The organism is Olivibacter sp. SA151, assembly GCF_054130995.1.
This window is the reverse complement of record NZ_CP096391.1, coordinates 5,481,061-5,501,167: the sequence shown is the minus strand read 5'-3', so window position 1 is coordinate 5,501,167 and position 20,107 is coordinate 5,481,061. Positions and strand designations below refer to the sequence as shown.

Below are 20,107 nucleotides of genomic sequence, written 5' to 3'. Positions count from 1 at the left end.
AGCTATGGAGATTGCGCTTGTAACTGTCTTGTATAAGAGTGATGCCGTATTAACAGGTTTTTTTAAGACGCTTTCGCTGCAAAGTTTTAAACAATATCATCTCTATTTAATCGACAATTCTCCCAGTGCTACAAGTGACCAATTATTGCAAACATTACTAGCTGCTTATCCCGTTCCTGCTTATACCCATATAAAAAATCCCGCCAATTACGGGGCTGCCAAAGGTAATAACCAGGGTATCGAACTTGCTTTACAAAAGCATTATAGCCATATACTCCTATTAAACAATGATATTGAGCTTGTATCACCTAACTTACTGCAGCATTTGGTTCAAAAAGCAAGGGCTGATCAAGAGTCGATTATAATCCCCAAAATGCTCTTTTATGACAGCCGGAAAATCTGCATGGCAGGGGCCCATTTAAATACTGCTACGGCCGTAACGGTGCATATCGGTGCCGGCGAAGAAGACCGAGGGCAATATGATCAAGCTCATTATGTAAACTATGGGCCCACCACTTTTATGTTATTGGCAAGAGAAGTCTTGGAAAAAGTGGGGCCTATGGACGAACGTTATTTTGCTTATTACGAAGATACCGATCTAATATTTAGAGCGACACAATTAGGTTATAAAATCTATTATATGCCTAGTTTAGTGATTTTACATAAAGAGAGCTCGCTGACGGGTGGACAGCGTTCACCTTTTTTTGTCTACTATATAAACAGAAATCGTATTTTTTTCATCCGTAAACACATGGAGGGCCTACGTAAACTAAAAGCAATAATGAAAGCTGGTATTGACTTTTTGCGCTTATTTAAACATTATCAAAATAAACAACGGAAAATGTTGTGGAAAGCAATTTGGGATGGATTTTTGCTGCCACTAACCGAAGTAAAAGGCCCGCACTTTAGTTAACAGGCTGTAGCGGATCTGCTTATTTCCTTCGTTAGAAAGATAAAAAAGAATTAGCATAATTTTTGCTGCAAGAGAGAGCAGCTTCACAAGCATAACAAAAATGCACTAAATGAGAACATTTCTATACAACATAACCTTCTCGCTTCTTTTTTTAAGTAGTTTTTATCAACAAGCACAAGCACAAGGACTTCCTTTGGGCACTCCGGCATTAGACGATTATTATCGACGTTTGCAATTGCTGGGGCAAGTAGATTCAACCATCTCGTTCAACATACGCCCTCTAAGCGCTGGTGCTTTAGGTGTACGAGATATTTATTGGCCTGATAGCTTAAATGGGAGTTCTCATAGCATTGTTTGGAAAAAAGAAGGACAAGGAATCGTTGAGATCCTACCGATTATCTGGCAAAATCAATATACCAGTGGATTTCCGACAGGTTATAACGATGGCCCCATGATTCCCAATGTGGGCTATCAAACTCTTTTTAGTACCGGATTTTATGCACAGTATAAGTTTTTAAGCATTCAATTCAGGCCAGAGATAGTATATGCGCAAAATAAATCTTACCCTATTTTTACGGGCGGTAGCGAAAATGCGATGCGCGTTTGGTATGATTTCTACAATAATATCGATATGCCTACCCGTTTTGGTGACGGTAGCTATTTCCGTTTTCTTCCTGGGCAGAGTAGCATCAGGGCTACTTTTGATCCCGTATCGGTTGGTTTCAGTACAGAAAATCTATGGTGGGGCCCCGGGATTCATAATTCGCTCTTGATGAGTAATACAGCTCCCGGTTTTCCACATATTACCGTTAATAGTAGTAAACCCATACGGAGCAATATCGGTTCTTTCGAAGGACAGGTGATTGCCGGTGGCCTCACCGCTTCCGGTTTTGCGCCAAGGCAAGCCGATCAGCCGACGGATTTTGACTATCTATACGAGCCAAAACCTGACAGTTGGCGATATATAGGTGGTGCTATTTTCTCCTATCAGCCTAAGTGGGTGCCGGGCTTATCCCTGGGCGTGTCGCAGAGCTTTGTTGTGTACCGCGACTCCATGGGAAGTGGTCTCAATGACTATTTGCCTTTTTTAGGGCCATCCTCAAAAAACAGCACAGCGAATGGGCCAACGAGCCGAGAAGAAAGACGTAACCGCGACCGCTATTCTTCCTTTTTCGTTCGTTGGGCCTTACCGAAAGGTAAAGCCGAGTTTTATGCCGAATACGGACGCAATGAACCCGCTTGGAATGGCCGCGATAAGATGGTAGAGATGGATCATTCAAGAGCCTATGTGCTTGGTTTCCGAAAATTAATGCCTATGAAAGGAGGAATAGAGCACCTTCAAGTTGGTTTTGAATTTACGCAGTTAGATAAAACCAGAACTTATAAAGTGCGCGAATACGAGACCTGGTATAGTAATTCCATGGTGCGCCATGGTTATACCCATTTAGGTCAAATTTTAGGTGCAGGTATTGGCCCCGGCAGCAATGTACAGTCATTAACGATTAGTTGGTTAAAGGGGTTGAAGCAGTTAGGGCTATTGTTAGAACGGCAAGAGCAGCAAACTGACCTATTTTATGGCTTACTTTCCTATAGTGGTGATTATCGTCGTAATTGGGTAAATCTATCGGCCACCTTAAATGGCGAATGGGATTATAAAAATTTTCTTTTTATTGCGCGGATGAAATTCATGAACGGATTGAATTTCAATTACGATATTAAGTTAAAACCCGGTGGAACTTTTTGGGATTTTATTCCACAAGATAAGTTCAATTTCCAGGGGCAGCTGGGCATGATGTACCGATTTTAGCCAATGGTCAGTAATATTTTTTTGAAGCAGTAAAGAATGCACATGAAGAAACAAAATATACTTTTAGTCTTTTTTTTAATAGCGACTTTGAGTTTAAAAGCGCAGGTACTTCCCGTTGGAACACCGGTATTAGAAGATTATTACCGTCGCCTGCAATTATTAGGCAAGCTCGACTCTACCATTTCTTTCAACGTAAGGCCTTTAAGCAATGAGGCCTTAAAGCAATCGAATATCTATGATCCTGAGGGGTCACAGGAGCATAGCAATAGCATTTATCGATCACGGAATGGAAAGGGGATGGTGCAGCTAATGCCCCTAGTGTGGCAAAACCAAGTTAACAGTAACTTCCCTTATGGCTGGAACGATGCTGGGATGATCCCGGCAGCAGGTTATCAAACCATGGCCTCCGCCGGGGTGTATGCGCAATATAAATTTTTGAGCATTCAGTTTAGACCGGAGTTTGTTTTCGCACAGAATAGTGATTTCGAAGGTTTTGAAGGGGCGGACGAAAATGCATGGACAAAATGGTACGTTTATATGAATGATATAGATGCTCCGGAGCGCTTTGGAATGGGCTCATACACCCGTTTTTTTCCAGGACAAAGTAGTATTCGACTCAATTTTCACCCTGTTTCGATTGGTATATCTACAGAAAATTTATGGTGGGGACCGGGAATGAAGAATAGTTTATTAATGAGTAATAATGCTCCCGGTTTTTTACATGCTACCGTTAATACAACAAGGCCCATCCGTACTCCCATAGGATCCTTTGAAGGACAGTTAGTAGGTGGTAAATTGGAGGCTTCAGGATTTACGCCTACACCACTAGGAAATCCCAATCATTATGATGAATTGTATAGACCAAAACCGGATGACTGGCGTTATTTCTCTGGCTTAGTACTCTCTTATCAACCGAAATGGCTTTCGGGATTAAGTGTGGGGTTTATTCGAACTTTTATAGTGAATCGCGAAGATATGGGAAATAAACTTGGAGATTATTTACCGTTTTTAGAGAAAACAAACAAATCAAGCTTCCAGAATCCGGCTGATGAAACCGAGCAACAGGGAGTGGAAGGGCAAAACCAGTTGGCGTCTTTATTTTTTCGTTGGGCAATACCTGAAGCAGGCTTTGAAATTTATGGAGAATACGGTAGAGATGATCATCCATGGAATACACGTGATTTGCTGGTAGATCCAAATCATTCAAGGGCATATGTATTTGGCGTAAACAAAATTCTGCCTGTAAATAATAGGTTTGATGATATGATCCAGATTGGATTTGAAATGACACAGCTCGAACCATCAAAAAATGCTGATATTCGACCATCAGGGAATTGGTATGTCCATGGAAGGGCTCGAGGAGGTTATACCCATCTAGGACAAATTTTTGGCTCTGGGATAGGATTGGGAAATAATATTCAAACGCTAGATTTGACTTGGCTTAGGGGAATAAAGAGAGCTGGTTTTAAACTAGAACGTGTAGTGCATAACAATGCTTTTTTTTACGATTTGGTAGCCGATCGGCGTCGAAATTGGGTAGACTTTAATTTTGGACTTTACGGCGAGTATGATTATAAAAGATTTATATTTATCAGTCGGTTTGTTGCTACAAAAGCTTACAATTATCAATATCAAATTGGAGAAAGCACTAATCTATGGAATTTTAGAAAAAGAGATAGCGGAAATGTACAGTTCCAATTTAGCATGATGTATCGCTTTTAGTACAATGTTGTATTAATGAATAGGCCGAAATAAAAAATTAATTTGCATATTTGCGAAAAAAAATCCAGAGAATCATAAGCGTCCGATCTTGGTGATAACGATTGATAATCTACATTTTTACACATATGAGAAAATTTTTAGGCTTTCTTGCCTTAGTGTTGCTAGTTTTTCCTTCTTGTCAACAGAAGCGAAATTTGGTATATTTTAGTGATCTGGAGGATTCCGCAGCAATTAGAGATATGATTCCAAGGGTGGCTGAACCGAAAATACAGACAGGCGATATTTTGGCAATTACTGTAAATACACTAAATCCAGAATCAAATTTATTATTTAATAATGGTACACTGCAGAATTTAAGCGAACGAAATGTGGAAACAACACCAAATCAAGGATATTTAGTAAACCCGGATGGTGCAATTAATTTCCCTGTTATTGGAAAAATAAGCTTGGTAGGAAGAACCAAAGAAGAGGCGTCAGAGTTGCTAGTAAGTAAGCTGAGTGAATATGTAAAAGATCCTATTGTAAATATACGTTTTTCTAATTTTCGTATTACTGTAGTTGGAGAAGTTAATAAGCCATCAACTTTTGTTATTCCTAACGATCGGATTAATCTGATAGAAGCCTTGGGATTAGCCGGTGATATGACACCTTACGGTAAGCGAGAAAATATTCTTTTAATTCGCGAAGAAAATGGAAAGCGCACAATGGTGCGTCTAAATTTGAACAAAAAGGAAACTATGCAGTCAGATTTTTTTTATTTGAAGCAAAATGATATGCTCTATGTCGAACCGGATAAAATGAAGGAAAAACAAACTCGAACAGATATTAGAACAATCACATTAATTTCAAGTTTAGCATCTTTAGCCATTGTAGCTATCTCCCGATTATAAACAATAGAATGAATACTACTGAAACAACGATTAAACAAGAACAGGATTTTGATTTAAAAGCACTATTGTTTAAATATGTTAGGAACTGGCGATGGTTCGTGATTTCATTCATAGCGTGCGTATTAATTGCTTTTATTTATTTGCGTTATAGTACACCAGAATATCAAGTTAGCAGTACTGTCCTAATAAAAGACGATAAGAAGTCTCCCGAAATTAGTGGACCAGACGCGTTTGCAGATCTAAACTTGTTTTCATCAAATCAAAATATCAATAATGAAATAGAAGTGCTGAAAGGAAAAACCTTGATGCGCAGAGTCCTTTCTGAGCTGGGACTTGCCATCAGCTATTACGCTGATGGCATTATCAAAGATGATGAATTGTATGGACAAAATTTGCCAATTCGGCTTATTGCCAAGCAGATAGACTCATCTCTGTATGATTCAGATGATGGAATTCTACTTAAGAATGTGAACGCGTCGGAATATGAAATTAATAGAGAAGGGTTCCCTGCAATACGTTGTACTTTTGGAAAGGAAGTTAACCTTGAAAAGGTCGGTACTTTTACAGTCGTACGGCTGAAAAATAATGAAATTAACAGCCCGGTACGAATTACGTTTGCCAGCTTGGATAGGGTGACAGATTATTATAGCGAAGGAGTAAATATCAGTCCAGTCAATAGAGATGCGAGCGTATTAACAATATCGTTAGTTACACCTATAGTAGAAAAAGGGAAAGATATAATAAATAAACTTGTTGAAGTTTATAATCTTGAAACGGTTGAGGATAGAAACCAACTTGCTGCTAAAACCGTTCAATTTATTGACGAACGATTGTCGTATCTTGTTAACGAATTATCAGATGTTGAAAAAAGCGTGGAACATTATAAAAAGGAACATGAGATAACCAATGTTAGTGCAGAAGCAGAACGTTATTTGCAGGAAGCGGGAGAGTACGGTAAGAAATTAGCAGAAGCCCAGACTCAAATGAGTATTCTCGAGTCGATTGACAACTACCTTCGTAAAGAAGAAACACGTAGTGAGTTAGTACCGAGTACCCTAGGGATCCAAGATCCAACATTAAATGGCTTAATATCGAAGTTCAATGAACTACAGCTGGAAAAGCAACGTTTATCCCGTACCACAAAGGAGAGTAATCCAATAGTATTAGGCCTTGAGGAACAACTAGCTAACTTAAGAAATAACATCTTAGAAAACTTGAGCAATATTAAAAATGGCTTACAAATCAATTTGAAAACTCTAGAGAGTAAAGCTGGTCGTTTTCAATCGCGTATCCAGAATGTTCCTTCCATTGAACGTAATTTGCTTGAAATTCAACGCGACCAAGGTATAAAAGAAGCGTTGTATTCTTATTTGCTACAAAAGCGAGAGGAATCTGCCATAGCTTTAGCCTCGACGGTGTCGAATACTCGTATTATTGATAAGGCAATGGCGAAAGATGAACCTGTCAAGCCAAAAAAAATGCTAATTCTATTATTCGGAATTATTGTTGGATTTGCATTACCTATAGCGTTATTATATGTAAAAGACTTGTTAAACGATCGAGTCACCTTACTAAGTGATGTTGAAAAGACTGTAAAAGTGCCTGTATTAGGTGAGTTAATTCATAGTAATGATGAAGAACATACACTTGTTGTACAAAAATCGGCACGAACGCCATTGGCAGAACTGTTTCGGTTAATTCGTAGTAATCTACAATTTACCACGATGGGTAAAGAAAATAAAGTTCTTTTGGTTACCTCAAGTATGACGAGAGAAGGGAAAACTTTCTTTAGTATCAATCTTGGAGCAAGTATCGCTTTAACGGGTAAAAAAGTTGTGTTGTTGGAATTTGATATAAGAAAGCCGAAATTAGTAAAAGATCTAAAGATTCCTACACCCAAAAAAGGGATAACCAATTATTTAGTTGATTCTGCTGTTCAAATTGATGATTTAATTACTGATACGAAACTTGTTGATAATTTATTTGTAATTTCTGCGGGTCCAATTCCACCAAATCCTGCAGAACTGTTGCTAAGTTCAAAAATTGATTTGCTGTTTAATGAACTGCGAAGGACATTTGATTATGTTATAGTTGATACATCTCCGGTGGGTCAAGTTGCCGATGCTTTTACTCTAGCTAAAAAAGCTGATATGGGCGTTTATATGGTAAGGTACAATTATACTTGGAAGCAACAATTAAATATTGTGAAAGACGTTCAAGAGAATAAAAAGATTCCAAATCTGTACATTGTTCTTAATGATGCTAAAGAAGAAAATGCCTATGGATATGGATATGGGTATGGATATGGGTATGGATATGGGGCAGAACTTGATGAGAAAGGAAATTGGTTAGACCGTGTGAAAAAATATTTAAAAAGAGGGTGAATTTAAGAGTAAATAATTGCGTATGAGCAAGCAAAAGGAAAATGGAATAGTCCGAAATGCAACAATTGCCGTTATTGGCTTAGGCTATGTAGGCCTTCCTTTGGCGGTTGAATTTAGTAAGAAGTATAAGGTATTGGGATTCGACATAGATGAAGACCGCGTAAATGAACTGAGCAAGGGTAAAGATAGAACTCAAGAGGCGAATTTAGAGGATCTCAAAAGAGCCGTTGCATCCCAAAATGACAAATCAAATATTGGATTGAAATTTTCGTCTAATAAGGAGGATTTAAAAAGCTATAATACATTTATTGTAACAGTTCCGACACCAATTGATCAGTTTAAAGCTCCGGATTTGGTTCCTCTTTTAAAGGCGTCTGAAATGTTAGGATCTATTTTGAAAGCGGGGGATATAGTGATTTATGAGTCCACCGTTTATCCTGGATGTACTGAAGAGGAGTGCGTGCCTGTCTTGGAGAAAGTATCGGGTTTGAAATTTAACAAGGATTTCTACGCAGGGTATTCACCTGAACGAATTAACCCGGGCGATAAAATTAATACGCTCACAAAAATTATGAAAGTAACATCGGGGTCAACACCAGCAATCGCGTCACGCGTGGATGATTTATATCGATCTATTATTGAGGCGGGAACGCATAAGGCCCCGAGTATTAAAGTTGCAGAAGCGTCCAAAGCTATTGAAAACGCGCAGCGTGATGTAAACATTTCCTTCGTCAACGAGCTATCTCTGATTTTTGATCGCATAGGAATTGATACGAACGATGTGATAGAGGCAGCAGGCACAAAATGGAATTTTTTAAAGTATAAGCCGGGCCTCGTCGGAGGACATTGTATTGGTGTAGATCCGTATTATCTCGCTCATAAAGCCGAGTCCCTGGGATATCATCCACAGGTAATTTTGTCTGGTCGTCGTGTGAACGATAATATGGGACCTTTTGTAGCTAACAAGGTAGTGAAATTGATGATCAATAAAGATCATAAAATTAAGGGATCAAAAGCACTCATCATGGGCATTACGTTTAAGGAGAATTGTCCAGATGTAAGAAATACTAGAGTGGTAGATATTTATCACGAACTCGTTCAGTTTGGCTTAAACGTTGATATTTACGACCCTTGGGCCGACGCGATTGAAGTAAAGCATGAATATGGGCTTGATATTCTAGTGAAACTCGATGGATCAATTGTTTATGATGCGATTGTTGTAGCTGTTGCGCATAATGAATTTTTGAATTTTGACTATCAAAAGGTTAAGCGGAATAATGGTGTTATATTTGATACCAAAGCTTGTTTGGATAGAAAATTGGTGGATGGTAGATTATAAAAGTTAAGATGCCCAAAGGATATGACTTTGTAATTATTGGCGGCGGATTGGTTGGGCTATCCACCGCCTATCATTTGAAGAAACGTTTTCCGAAAAAATCGTTACTACTGTTGGAAAAAGAATCGGTTGTTGCTAAGCATCAATCCGGGCATAACAGTGGCGTCATTCATAGTGGAATTTATTATAAACCGGGGAGTCTTAAAGCAATAAATTGTATACAAGGGTATCAATCACTTTTAGAATTTGCACAAAAGTATGGAATACCATTTGATATTTGTGGAAAAATCATTGTTGCTACAAGTGAAGAAGAGATCCCAGTACTTCAAACTATTTTTGATCGGGGAATACAAAATGAACTTGCTGGGATTAAGTTGTTGTCGAAAGAAGAAATCTCGGAATATGAACCACATGTTAGCGGGCTTCGTGGCATCCATGTACCGCAAACAGGAATTATAGATTACCCAGCATTTGCTAAACAGTTGGCGGTTCTATTAACCGACGAATTAGGAGCGGAAATTAGATTGAATGAACAAGTAATCGATATTCAAAAAGGAGTAGATCATTTGACAATTATCACAGATAAATCAGACTATTCAGCAGTAAAAGCTGTTAGTTGTGCTGGTTTACAATCTGATCGAATTGCTTCGTTAAGCGAATCTGACAATGATTTGAGAATCATACCTTTTCGAGGAGAGTATTATAAAATCAAACCAGAGAGGCATTATTTAGTCAAAAATTTAGTATACCCGGTACCTGATCCAAAGTTTCCATTTTTGGGCGTCCATTTTACAAGAATGATTCATGGTGGCATTGAAGCTGGGCCTAATGCTGTATTAGCATTTAAACGGGAGGGATATAATTTTATCGATGTGAATTTGAAAGATAGTGTTGCTACCCTAATGTGGCCGGGATTTTGGAAAATAGCGGCTCGTTATGGAAAAATAGGTCTTGGAGAGATGTATCGGTCTTTATCCAAGAAGGCTTTCACTAAAGCTTTACAAAAATTAATTCCAGAAATTACCGAAGATGATTTAATTGAAGGCGGAGCAGGTGTTAGAGCTCAAGCTTGTGATCGAAAAGGCAACCTTATTGATGACTTCAACATTCTACAAAAAGACAACCTTGTTCATGTTCGGAATGCCCCATCACCTGCGGCTACATCATGCTTGTCAATCGGCCAATACATTAGTAATAGACTTTAAACAATCAATGTCATGGAACGTAAGATCCAAATGGTCGATTTAAAAGGCCAGTATAGAAAAATAAAACCCGAGATCGATGAAGTACTTCTTAAGGCTGTAGAAGAATCTGCTTATATCAACGGACCGCAGGTTAAAGATTTTGCACAGAGCTTGGAGAAATTCAATAATGTTAAGCGTGCGGTTACCTGTGCGAACGGCACCGATGCCTTGCAGATTGCTATGATGGCACTAGGGTTCAAAGCAGGGGATGAAGTTATTGTACCTGCGTTTACGTACATAGCTACCGTGGAAGTAATTGCTTTATTAGGATTGGTTCCAAAATTTATTGATGTCAAGATTGATACGTTCGAGCTTGATTATGAGAAATTGGCTTCAGTTGTAACAGAAAAAACTGTGGGCATTATTCCGGTTCATTTGTTCGGGCAGTGCTCAAACATGGAAGCAATTTGTGACTTTGCAAAGAAATACAAATTGGCAGTGATCGAAGATACAGCACAGGCCATGGGGGCAGAATACCTTTACAAAGACGGAAGCAGAGCATTTGCGGGAACAATTGGTGATATTGGAACAACTTCATTCTTTCCTTCTAAGAACTTAGGTTGTTTTGGTGACGGAGGAGCTTTACTAACGCAAAATATAGAACTTGGAGAACGTGCTCACATTATTGCAAATCATGGTCAACGCAAAAAGTATTATCATGAAGAAGTAGGGCTCAATTCAAGGTTAGACACCATTCAGGCAGCAATTTTAAATGTCAAAATTAAGCACCTTAAGAATTATAGTGAAGCCAGACAGATTGTTGCGAAAAGATATGACGAGGGATTGAATGGATTGGCGGAACTTACATTACCGTCGCGAGCATCCTATTCAACACATGTTTTTAATCAATATACCTGTATCGTTTCGAATGATAAAAGAGATACACTTAAGCAATTTCTGTACGACCATGGGATCCCGACAATGATTTATTATCCGGTACCTGTCCATTTGCAGACCGCTTATTTGAAATATGGTCATCAAGAAGGCGATTTCCCAGTAGCGGAATTTCTGTGTAAATCGGTTATTTCTCTTCCCATTCACACCGAAATGGAAGATGAAGTGCAAGATTACATTATTGAGAAAATTCTAGAATTCTTTAAAAAATAACCATGGAATATTTTGTACATGAAACGGCTATTATAGATGAAGGTGCCGTGATCGGGAATGGGACTAAGATATGGCATTTCTCTCATATTATGTCGAACTGCAGCATAGGAGAGGCTTGTAATATTGGGCAAAACGTCGTCGTTTCGCCAGGGGTAAAATTGGGAAAAAATGTTAAAGTTCAAAACAACGTCTCCATTTATGAGGGTGTCATTTGTGACGATGATGTTTTTTTAGGTCCATCAATGGTTTTTACTAACGTTTTGAATCCGCGGAGTGCTGTAAATAGGAGGGGCCAATACCTCAAAACCCATGTTGGAAAGGGTGCTTCTATAGGTGCCAATGCTACCATTGTCTGCGGGCACGATATTGGCGCTTATGCTTTCATAGGAGCAGGTGCAGTTGTAACAAAGACTGTAGCCCCTTATGCCTTGGTAATAGGAAATCCTGCGAAGCAAGTTGGTTGGGTAAGCGAGTATGGACATCGCTTAACCTTTGACGAAAACAATCAAGCTATTTGTAGAGAAAGTGGACAAATGTATATTTTATCGGAAAACAAAATAGAAAGAATCAAGTAATGACGTCGTTAAATAAAAACGTAAAATTTGCAGTGGTAGGCTGCGGGCATATTGGAAAGAGACACGCCGAAATGATTACCAGAAATGCAGAAAGTGAGCTAGTTGCACTAATAGATGTCAAGGAGAAGGAATATCTGAACATTGAGACATATCCTGTTCCCTTGTTTAAGTCATTAGACGAGTTTTTGAGTTCGGGAATTGAAGTAGATGTTATAAATATAGCAACGCCGAACGGATTTCATGCAAATCAAGCAATGAAAAGCTTAGAGGCAAGAAAGCATATTGTGGTTGAAAAGCCGATGGCACTTACTAAGCAAGATGCCGAAAAGGTTATCTTTAAAGCTTTACATGTACATCGACATGTCTTTGCTGTGATGCAGAACCGCTATTCGCCACCTTCTGTTTGGATTAAGGAATTGGTCGAAAGCGGTCAGCTCGGAGAAATTTATATGGTGCAGCTAAACTGTTATTGGAATAGAGACAATCGATACTATAAGCCAGAAAGCTGGCATGGTAAAAAAGATCTTGATGGGGGAACTTTATTTACTCAATTTTCCCATTTTATAGATATTATGTATTGGTTGTTTGGAGATATCACAAACATACAAGGCAAATTTAATGACTTTTGCCATCAAGACTTAACAGATTTCGAAGACAGTGGACTTATTAATTTTGACTTCGTAAATGGCGGAATGGGATGCCTGAATTATTCAACAGCTGTTTGGAATCAGAATTTGGAGAGTTCGATGACGATCATCGCGGAAAATGGTTCAGTAAAAATTGGTGGTCAATATATGGACAAGGTGGAAATATGTAATGTGAAAGATTACCAGATGCCGGAATTGGCTCCTACTAATCCGGGAAACGATTACGGTGCCTATAAAGGATCAGCGGCGAATCACCATTATGTAATTGAGAACGTAGTTGATGTATTAAAGGGGCGTAACGCTATTACTACAAATGCCCTTGAAGGATTAAAAGTCGTAGATATAATTGAGCGAATATATCAATTAAAATAATTTTAGTGTGAAGCTATACAGATGGATTCTCGCAAAGCTAAATACCGATTTTAATCGCAATTTTGCGGTTTTGCTGTCTGGAACGCTTGTCTCTCAGGTAATACCACTGATAGCAAGCATATTTTTGGCGAGAATTTATAGCCCAAAAGACTTTGGCGTCCTTGCAATTTTTAACGCTCTTTATTCAACAATAACACCGATTATATGTCTTCGGTATGAGTTTGCTATAACATTACCGAAGAAAGATAAAGACGCAATTAATATTGCTTTGCTGTCTTTTATTTTGGCTTTACTGATATCACTAGTTCTAGTTATAGTGATTTTTCTTTTTAAGCATAAAATTTTAAGCCTAGTTGGAGGAGAGTATCTTGGGGATAATATCTATTTCGTTCCGATAATGACTCTACTTGGTGGAATTTATAGCATTCTTAATTATTTTTCGGTAAGATATAAGCGCTTCCGAGTCATCGCCTCTTCCAATATTATAAGATCTTTATCTCAATCTTTTATCCAATTACTATTGGGAATCTTTAGAGTAGGTAAACTAGGGCTGATTTTGGGTGTTGTTTTATCTAATCTTTCAGGGAATGCAAAAATGTTTAAGCACTTTTTATCTTTTAGTCACCTATTTGGTACTATTACTAAAAGGAGAATATTTTTAAATGCGGTGAGGTACAAAAAGTTTCCAATAGTTTCGTCATGGGGTGTGATTCTAAATTCGATATCACTAAATATAAATAACTTTTTTATTTCAAATTTGTATGGTGTAAATACACTTGGTTTTTATTCATATGGGTATAGGTATCTTAATTTGCCACTCAGTTTAGTGTCAAATAACGTTAGTCAGGTTTTCTACCAAGTATGTTCTGAATGCCAGAAAAATAGCTCAAATGCTAAAAGTGAATATATATCAACTCTGAAGAAAATAATAGTCATATCTGCACCCTTTTTTCTCGTGTTATTTTTTATAGTGGAGGATCTGTTTGCGTTTTGTTTTGGCGAAACTTGGAGACAAGCAGGGCTATACGCTAAAATACTGTTGCCTTTATTTTTCGTTCGGTCAATTTTCTCTCCTTTAAGCTTGATCACGATAGCTTTTGAGAGGCAATTTTTGATGTTGGTAATGCAGATTCTAATTTTTACTTTTAACTTAGGGGCGTTTCTCGGAGCTCGGATATTCCATTTAGATATTAGAAGCTTTTTGTCATTTTATTCATATTCGAGCTCGGCTCTCTATTTGGTGTTAACCTATCTTCTTTATCTTGTTTCTATCCGCAAACTCTAAAAATAGGTGGATTAGGAATCAGATATTATTTTGTGTTACAAAAATAAAAACTCATCTGTAAAGTGTAAAGTTTGGTTATGTATTATTTAGTCCTAGCTCTAGTTGTATTAATTATATCAGCGAAGATATTCAAAAAGGCTGCTGGGACTCTTTCTTTGCAAAAATTGAATATGATATCGTGGATTTTTTACTACAATATCTTTTTGCAGAGTTTTATTGCCGCAATTCTAGTGGTTTATAAGGTAGATTATCACTACTTTATCGGAAAGATGTATTCTGATCAAAGCAGAATATACGGTTATTATGCCATTCTATATACTATGATAGCTTTACCTGCTGGTATGTTGTTGTTTAATCGATTGTTATCATTACCGTTCACTAAAGTTCTCTTTGAAAACTACCAAGCGAAGGAGCTCTCCTTTCAATTTCCAGTTGGCGATAAGTCGCTTAGATTTTGTTTGTTACTTCTGTCTATCATATGTATCGCTTCAATTGTATATGTTTTTATTTCTCTTGGTGGGATGCCATTATTAAAGGCATTAACAGGAGGTGCAAGTGCAACCGATTTAGCCAAGGTAAGAAGCGACGCATCTCGTGGATTTGAAGGAATTGTATATATTCGAAACATATTCGGTATTATACTCACACCTATTATTTCTTATATCTATTATGGCTATTATAAGCTTACCGGCAGTAGGTATTTGCGAACTTGCTTTATTGTAATGTCTCTGTTTTCAGTGGTAATTTTGACTTACAATTTAGAAAAGAGTCCTTTAATCGAATACATAGTAGGATTTTTAATCCTTAAAATTTTGCTAAATGATAGAATAGAATTTAGAACTATTTTAAGGTACTTTGTGATTATTATTGTACTTATTACTCTAATCTATGTTTTCGTTTTGCAGGAAAATATTGAGGCGCTCGTTAGCTATAACTCTGGATTTATAGGTAGAATTATTTTAGGGCAAAGTGCTGGAACATATCTGTCCTTTGATTTATTTCCAAAATATCGGGATTTCATCGGATTCTCTTCAATATCTAAACAATTAAGCAGTCTGTTGGGAATCGAGTATTCTGAGAGAGCAGCACGACTTATAATGGAATTTTATAATCCAAAAGGAATCGATGAAGGGTCAGCAGGTGTAGTTAACAGCTTGTTTATCGCGGAGGCGTGGGCGAATTTTGGTCTTATAGGTGTGATATTATCCCCCATTTATGTTGGATTTGTAATACAACTTATATACACTTTTTTTCTTAAAAAATCGAAAACTCCGATATTGGTCGGAGTTTTTGGATATCTAAGTTACAATTTGCCAGTAACAGGTGGTATAAATGACTTCTTCTACAGTGTCCCCATAATCGCAATTTTCGTAGTTTTCAGTTTAATGATCTCGTGGGCGAAAACTTTAAATAATGTATAGTTATGAAAAGAATGATCTTTCATATCCCTTTTGAACCGAATGTCGAACAAGCGTCAGCAAGCCAGCTAAGACCAATCAAAATGATCGAGGCCTTTAGAAATGTTGGCTATGATGTGACAGTCGTATCTGGTTATGGCGATAAAAGAGCCCATATCATTATGGAAATTAAAAATCAAATAAAACAGGGAACTCAATATGACTTTGTTTATTCAGAAAGTTCTACAATGCCGACATTGCTTACGGAAAAACACCATATTCCCACCTATCCTTTTTTGGATTTTTCATTCTTTAGATTCTGCAAAAAAAATAATATTCCAATAGGGCTATTCTATCGAGATATTCATTGGAAATTTGAGCAATACAGAATTCCATTTTGGAAAAAGATATACGCCTCTTTTTTTTATCAAGTTGATCTTTTTCTGTATAACAAGATCATTGATGTATTATTTTTGCCTTCACTGATTATGAAATCTTATATCCCCGAAATTACTATCCATAATATCGTTGAATTACCTCCTGGCTGTGATATAGTCAGTGATAGTTTAAAAAGTATCAAAAAAACCAATAATAAAATAAAACTATTGTATGTTGGTGGTATTGGTAGGCTTTACGATCTCAAACTTTTTCTAGAGGTTGTTGCAAAAGAGGAATTCAATAATATCTATTTTACTATATGTTGCAGGAAACAGGATTTTGATAACATAAGACATGAATATGAGCATTTTCTGGAACATAAGCGAATTAGTATAGTTCACTTGAAAGGCCATGATTTGCAAAAGCTATATTCTACACATGACGTCTGTTGCTTATATGTTAAACCAATCGAATATTGGAAATTTGCGATGCCTGTGAAATTGTTCGAATATATCTCTCATAAAAAGCCAATTATTGGAGTAAAAGGAACTTCGTCAGGAGATTTTGTCGAGAATAACCGAATCGGTTGGTCAATACCTTTTGAATATAATGCGTTGTTTCAATTGTGTATGAATTTACAGAAGAGTGATGGTTTGCAGATATCTAACTTTCCAAATATTGACAATTGCTTTGCCGAGAATACTTGGAACAGCAGAGCAATATTAGTTGAAAACTCATTAATGCGGACGCGGTTTAAGGATATATTTCTATAACTCCTTTGAAGTCGCTGTTCTTGTAAAATATGGTTTTCATTATTTGAGAGAGTATAGAAAGACCGGGACTTTTAATCACGCTAATTTAAGTAATCCAACCCCTTTCCGCAGAAGATAGATTTTCTCAAAATAGAATTCTGGTAATCTCATTACAACTACACATAAGAACAGTTGCGTTACTCTTTTTTGATGGCGGTTCCGTTTGCTTTGTTTAGCTCTTGTTTAAGATTGGTAGTTCCTTGAACGGCTAATGCACGGCCCTTTCCTTTAAGATTGATATTGTTGTTTATAATACTTATTTTATTCGTGTTTTTAGTAAATACCCCGATATTTATATCCTTATCGAATGTTATTGTATTATTAGTTACATTACCCTCCTCGACGTTAGAAAGTTGAATACCGCGTTCTATTAATGGACCACTTTCTTGTATCGAATTGTCGATGATATCGATGTTTTTAGCAAGGTCTTTTTCGTTTTTTCCTACTACAAGTATACTGCTCAAATTAGGTAATACCCCTTTTTTAGCACTATATATTTTGTTTCCGATTATTTGTGCGTAATTCCCATACCTAACACGAATAGCAGAGCATGAATAATTCTTAATTATATTTCCTTTGATTAGGGAATTTACAGTCCTTTGGTCGATGTTAGAATTGTTGTCTGCACCAACATATATAGCTCCTAAACTTGCAGGGCCATAACCTGTATTATCAATGATATTGCTGAGAATACGTATTCCGATTACTTTTTGGGACTCGCTAGTCCATGCTGCATATATCCCACAAACAGGACTATTTTTTACTGTGTTGTTTATAAATGAAAGATTTTCACCAGCATGAGCATCTATTCCTTTTCTTTTATTATCCGAAAAAAGCACACCTTCGATCGTTGCTTTAACAGTGTATGTGTCAGAACCTCTTGAAGTGTAACCATATCCTGGATCACAATTTTGATCATTTATTGAAGCGTCCGGATGCCCCGAACCTGAACTCTGGCCTCCTACTATCTTGAAATTGTCTACCGCCATAGAGTGAAAGCCAGCTGAATAGTTTCGATATACATGACAATTCTTGAAAGTGATGTTTCTAGACCTGGGATAATTCAGCTTTTTTGGGAAGTAGTCTCCATTGTGACCAACTCCAATGCCTACATAATTAAATTCCGTAGCTTCACATGACTCAATAACTATATTGTTACAGCCGTTATGAATTAACAAACCGTAAGCAACGTTTCCAATAAAGCCGTTATTCCATTTTCCCCAGCTTCTATTTTTAGTTCCACTCTTTTGTGGGAACTCTTTATTATACCCACCGGTCTGGTTACTACTTGTATTATGGCAATTGTTTTTGTAGTAACCCCAAAAGCCACTAGTGTTATAACCTGCGGTTGCAATCCCTTTCTCTCCCCGGCCTGTTTCCCCATCCAACGGCGGAAAGTTTCCTGGGCCTCGCAATTTTAAGTTCTGCACGACAATGTTTTCGGATGCTTGAAGTTCTAAGATTCCTTGCGCATGTTGCATAACTACCAAAGTTGCATCATTTCCAATTACTTTATAGTTATTTTTATTTCTAATCAACAGGCAAGGTTGATCCATATTGGGGAATCCAGCTAAATCGCTGTTTTTAGATACTAAGTATGTCCCCTTTTGGAACACAACTACTTTGGAATTTTTGTCCAGTGCAGCTTGAATCGCTTTTGTATCATCTGTTTTTCCGTCGGCTTTTGCCCCAAAGTCTTTTACGAAAATTGTATCGGACAAATCTCGTCTGTCGGTAATCTCTTCTTTCGGGCTTTGAACTGGTAATTTCTTGATATCTTCACTGTTTGCAATTTCTTTCTTCTCTCGATTTTGAGTTGGCGTAGGTCCATCGTTCTTTCTAAGAAGAAACAATACGTACATAAAGGTAGTTAATATAAAAACTAAAAATACGATTTTTTTGACCATTTGTTTTGTGTGAGTATCTGTTGGAAGAAATGTGTCCTTATCTGTTAGTCCTTGAATCATTAAACAAATATATTGATTTTATGTTTGCTTCTTTAAATAAATAAAAAAGACCAGGCTGACGACTTAGTTCTCTTTTTCTTGTAATTTGATATATTTGCACAAGTATGTCAACAGAATATTTGTTTATCCGGGCGTTGACTTATCATTAAAAATGAAATAATGAAAGTTTTGATTTTGAGTGATGGTAACTCCGTCCATACTATAAAATGGGTGAAGGCTCTGGCGGAGAAAGGGGTAAAGGTAGGGTTATGGAGCATCTCATCGCCAAAGAAGGACGTTTATAAAAATGTACCTAATTTGGTAATCGGAAGCGCTAATGTCGAAAGTAGTAGAAAGAATTTTTTTAAAAAGATAAAGTACTTATCCGCTTATTTCTCTCTTCGTAAATTTGTAGCAGAATTTCAACCTAATATTGTACACGCCCATTACGCAAGCAGCTACGGATTGCTTGGGACAATTTTAGATTTTCATCCATTTGTTATTTCAGTCTGGGGTGCTGATGTTTACGAATTTCCATATAAAAATGTAATTTTCGATAAAATAATAAGGAGAAATCTTAGATGTGCTGACATAGTTTTATCCACTAGCAAAGTAATGGCTGAGCAAACTAAGAAATTTACGGATAAACATATAATGGTAACTCCTTTTGGGGTTGATACCAATTTCTTCAAAAAATACGATCAAGTAATAAATCGATCGGATTTTTGTATAGGAACTGTTAAAACTCTGGAGAAAAAGTATGGTATAGAATACTTAATAAAAGCTTTTCACTTACTCAAAACTAAATATCCTGATCGAAATCTAAAATTGCTTGTGGTAGGAGGAGGAAGTCTGCTGAATAGTCTTAAACAACTCACTGTAGATTTAAAAATAAAAGAAGATTGTGAGTTTGTTGGACCTGTACCCTTTGAGGAAGTTCCATACTATCATAATTTGATGGATATCTCTGCCTGTTTGTCAATAAGTGACAGCGAAAGCTTTGGAGTATCTGCGGTTGAAGCTGCAGCTTGTGAAAGGCCTGTCGTTGTAAGTGATGTGGCAGGGCTTGCTGAAGTTGTTGTAAATGAAGAAACGGGGTTAATAGTGCCTAGAAAAAATTTTAAGGCGGCAGCTAAAGCATTTGAAAGGCTCTTAATAGACCAACAGTTAAGAGAGGAATTAGGGAAAGGTGGTAGAATTCGTGTTCAAAAACACTACAGTTGGTTGAAAAATGTTCAACAAATGATTAATATTTATGAAAGTATTTTACTGGATAGAGTCGAATAAAAACT

General features: G+C 37.2%; 15 protein-coding genes. 14 read left to right on the top strand and 1 reads right to left on the bottom strand.

The features are described 5' to 3' along the window. The first annotated feature begins 4 nt into the window (after positions 1 to 4). From M1D52_RS22370 to M1D52_RS22310, 13 genes are all read left to right on the top strand, one after another. The gene (locus tag M1D52_RS22370) at positions 5 to 913 is read left to right on the top strand and encodes a glycosyltransferase family 2 protein (RefSeq protein ID WP_437393624.1); all 909 of its coding nucleotides are present in this window, start codon (positions 5 to 7) and stop codon (positions 911 to 913) included. A 109-nt stretch (positions 914 to 1,022) separates the two neighbouring features. Beyond that, positions 1,023 to 2,720 carry a capsule assembly Wzi family protein gene (locus tag M1D52_RS22365; RefSeq protein ID WP_437393623.1) on the top strand — a complete coding sequence of 566 codons (1,698 nt, stop codon included), beginning with the start codon at positions 1,023 to 1,025 and terminating at the stop codon, positions 2,718 to 2,720. Between the two features lie 42 nt (positions 2,721 to 2,762). Beyond that, the gene (locus tag M1D52_RS22360; RefSeq protein WP_437393622.1) at positions 2,763 to 4,442 is read left to right on the top strand and encodes a capsule assembly Wzi family protein; all 1,680 of its coding nucleotides are present in this window, start codon (positions 2,763 to 2,765) and stop codon (positions 4,440 to 4,442) included. 125 nt (positions 4,443 to 4,567) lie between these two features. Then, on the top strand, positions 4,568 to 5,332 hold the full coding sequence (locus M1D52_RS22355) for a polysaccharide biosynthesis/export family protein (protein ID WP_437393621.1): 765 nt from the start codon (positions 4,568 to 4,570) through the stop codon (positions 5,330 to 5,332). 8 nt (positions 5,333 to 5,340) lie between these two features. Beyond that, positions 5,341 to 7,716, top strand: a complete 2,376-nt coding sequence (locus M1D52_RS22350; protein WP_437393620.1) for a GumC family protein — start codon at positions 5,341 to 5,343, stop codon at positions 7,714 to 7,716. Positions 7,717 to 7,738: 22 nt separating this feature from the next. Beyond that, positions 7,739 to 9,055 carry a nucleotide sugar dehydrogenase gene (locus tag M1D52_RS22345; RefSeq protein WP_437393619.1) on the top strand — a complete coding sequence of 439 codons (1,317 nt, stop codon included), beginning with the start codon at positions 7,739 to 7,741 and terminating at the stop codon, positions 9,053 to 9,055. Between the two features lie 8 nt (positions 9,056 to 9,063). Then, the gene (gene lhgO / locus M1D52_RS22340; RefSeq protein WP_437393618.1) at positions 9,064 to 10,257 is read left to right on the top strand and encodes an L-2-hydroxyglutarate oxidase; all 1,194 of its coding nucleotides are present in this window, start codon (positions 9,064 to 9,066) and stop codon (positions 10,255 to 10,257) included. Positions 10,258 to 10,269: 12 nt separating this feature from the next. After that, positions 10,270 to 11,403 (top strand): DegT/DnrJ/EryC1/StrS family aminotransferase, encoded by a 1,134-nt coding sequence (locus M1D52_RS22335; protein ID WP_437393617.1) that lies wholly within the window; start codon positions 10,270 to 10,272, stop codon positions 11,401 to 11,403. 2 nt (positions 11,404 to 11,405) lie between these two features. After that, positions 11,406 to 11,978 carry an acyltransferase gene (locus tag M1D52_RS22330; RefSeq protein ID WP_437393616.1) on the top strand — a complete coding sequence of 191 codons (573 nt, stop codon included), beginning with the start codon at positions 11,406 to 11,408 and terminating at the stop codon, positions 11,976 to 11,978. Next, positions 11,978 to 12,997 carry a Gfo/Idh/MocA family protein gene (locus tag M1D52_RS22325; RefSeq protein ID WP_437393615.1) on the top strand — a complete coding sequence of 340 codons (1,020 nt, stop codon included), beginning with the start codon at positions 11,978 to 11,980 and terminating at the stop codon, positions 12,995 to 12,997. Before M1D52_RS22330 ends, M1D52_RS22325 begins: the two co-directional genes overlap by 1 nt. Before the next feature lie 7 nt (positions 12,998 to 13,004). Then, positions 13,005 to 14,282, top strand: a complete 1,278-nt coding sequence (locus M1D52_RS22320) for a lipopolysaccharide biosynthesis protein (protein WP_437393614.1) — start codon at positions 13,005 to 13,007, stop codon at positions 14,280 to 14,282. 77 nt (positions 14,283 to 14,359) lie between these two features. Beyond that, positions 14,360 to 15,703: an oligosaccharide repeat unit polymerase gene (locus M1D52_RS22315; RefSeq protein ID WP_437393613.1), complete on the top strand. Its 1,344-nt coding sequence runs from the start codon at positions 14,360 to 14,362 to the stop codon at positions 15,701 to 15,703. A gap of 2 nt (positions 15,704 to 15,705) precedes the next feature. Next, the gene (locus tag M1D52_RS22310; RefSeq protein WP_437393612.1) at positions 15,706 to 16,830 is read left to right on the top strand and encodes a glycosyltransferase; all 1,125 of its coding nucleotides are present in this window, start codon (positions 15,706 to 15,708) and stop codon (positions 16,828 to 16,830) included. 176 nt (positions 16,831 to 17,006) lie between these two features. Here M1D52_RS22310 and M1D52_RS22305 read toward each other — a convergent pair whose 3' ends face one another. After that, positions 17,007 to 18,836 (bottom strand): right-handed parallel beta-helix repeat-containing protein, encoded by a 1,830-nt coding sequence (locus M1D52_RS22305; RefSeq protein WP_437393611.1) that lies wholly within the window; start codon positions 18,834 to 18,836, stop codon positions 17,007 to 17,009. A 159-nt stretch (positions 18,837 to 18,995) separates the two neighbouring features. Between M1D52_RS22305 and M1D52_RS22300 the strand changes: the two genes are divergently transcribed. Next, the gene (locus tag M1D52_RS22300; RefSeq protein WP_437393610.1) at positions 18,996 to 20,102 is read left to right on the top strand and encodes a glycosyltransferase; all 1,107 of its coding nucleotides are present in this window, start codon (positions 18,996 to 18,998) and stop codon (positions 20,100 to 20,102) included. Positions 20,103 to 20,107 lie beyond the last annotated feature (5 nt).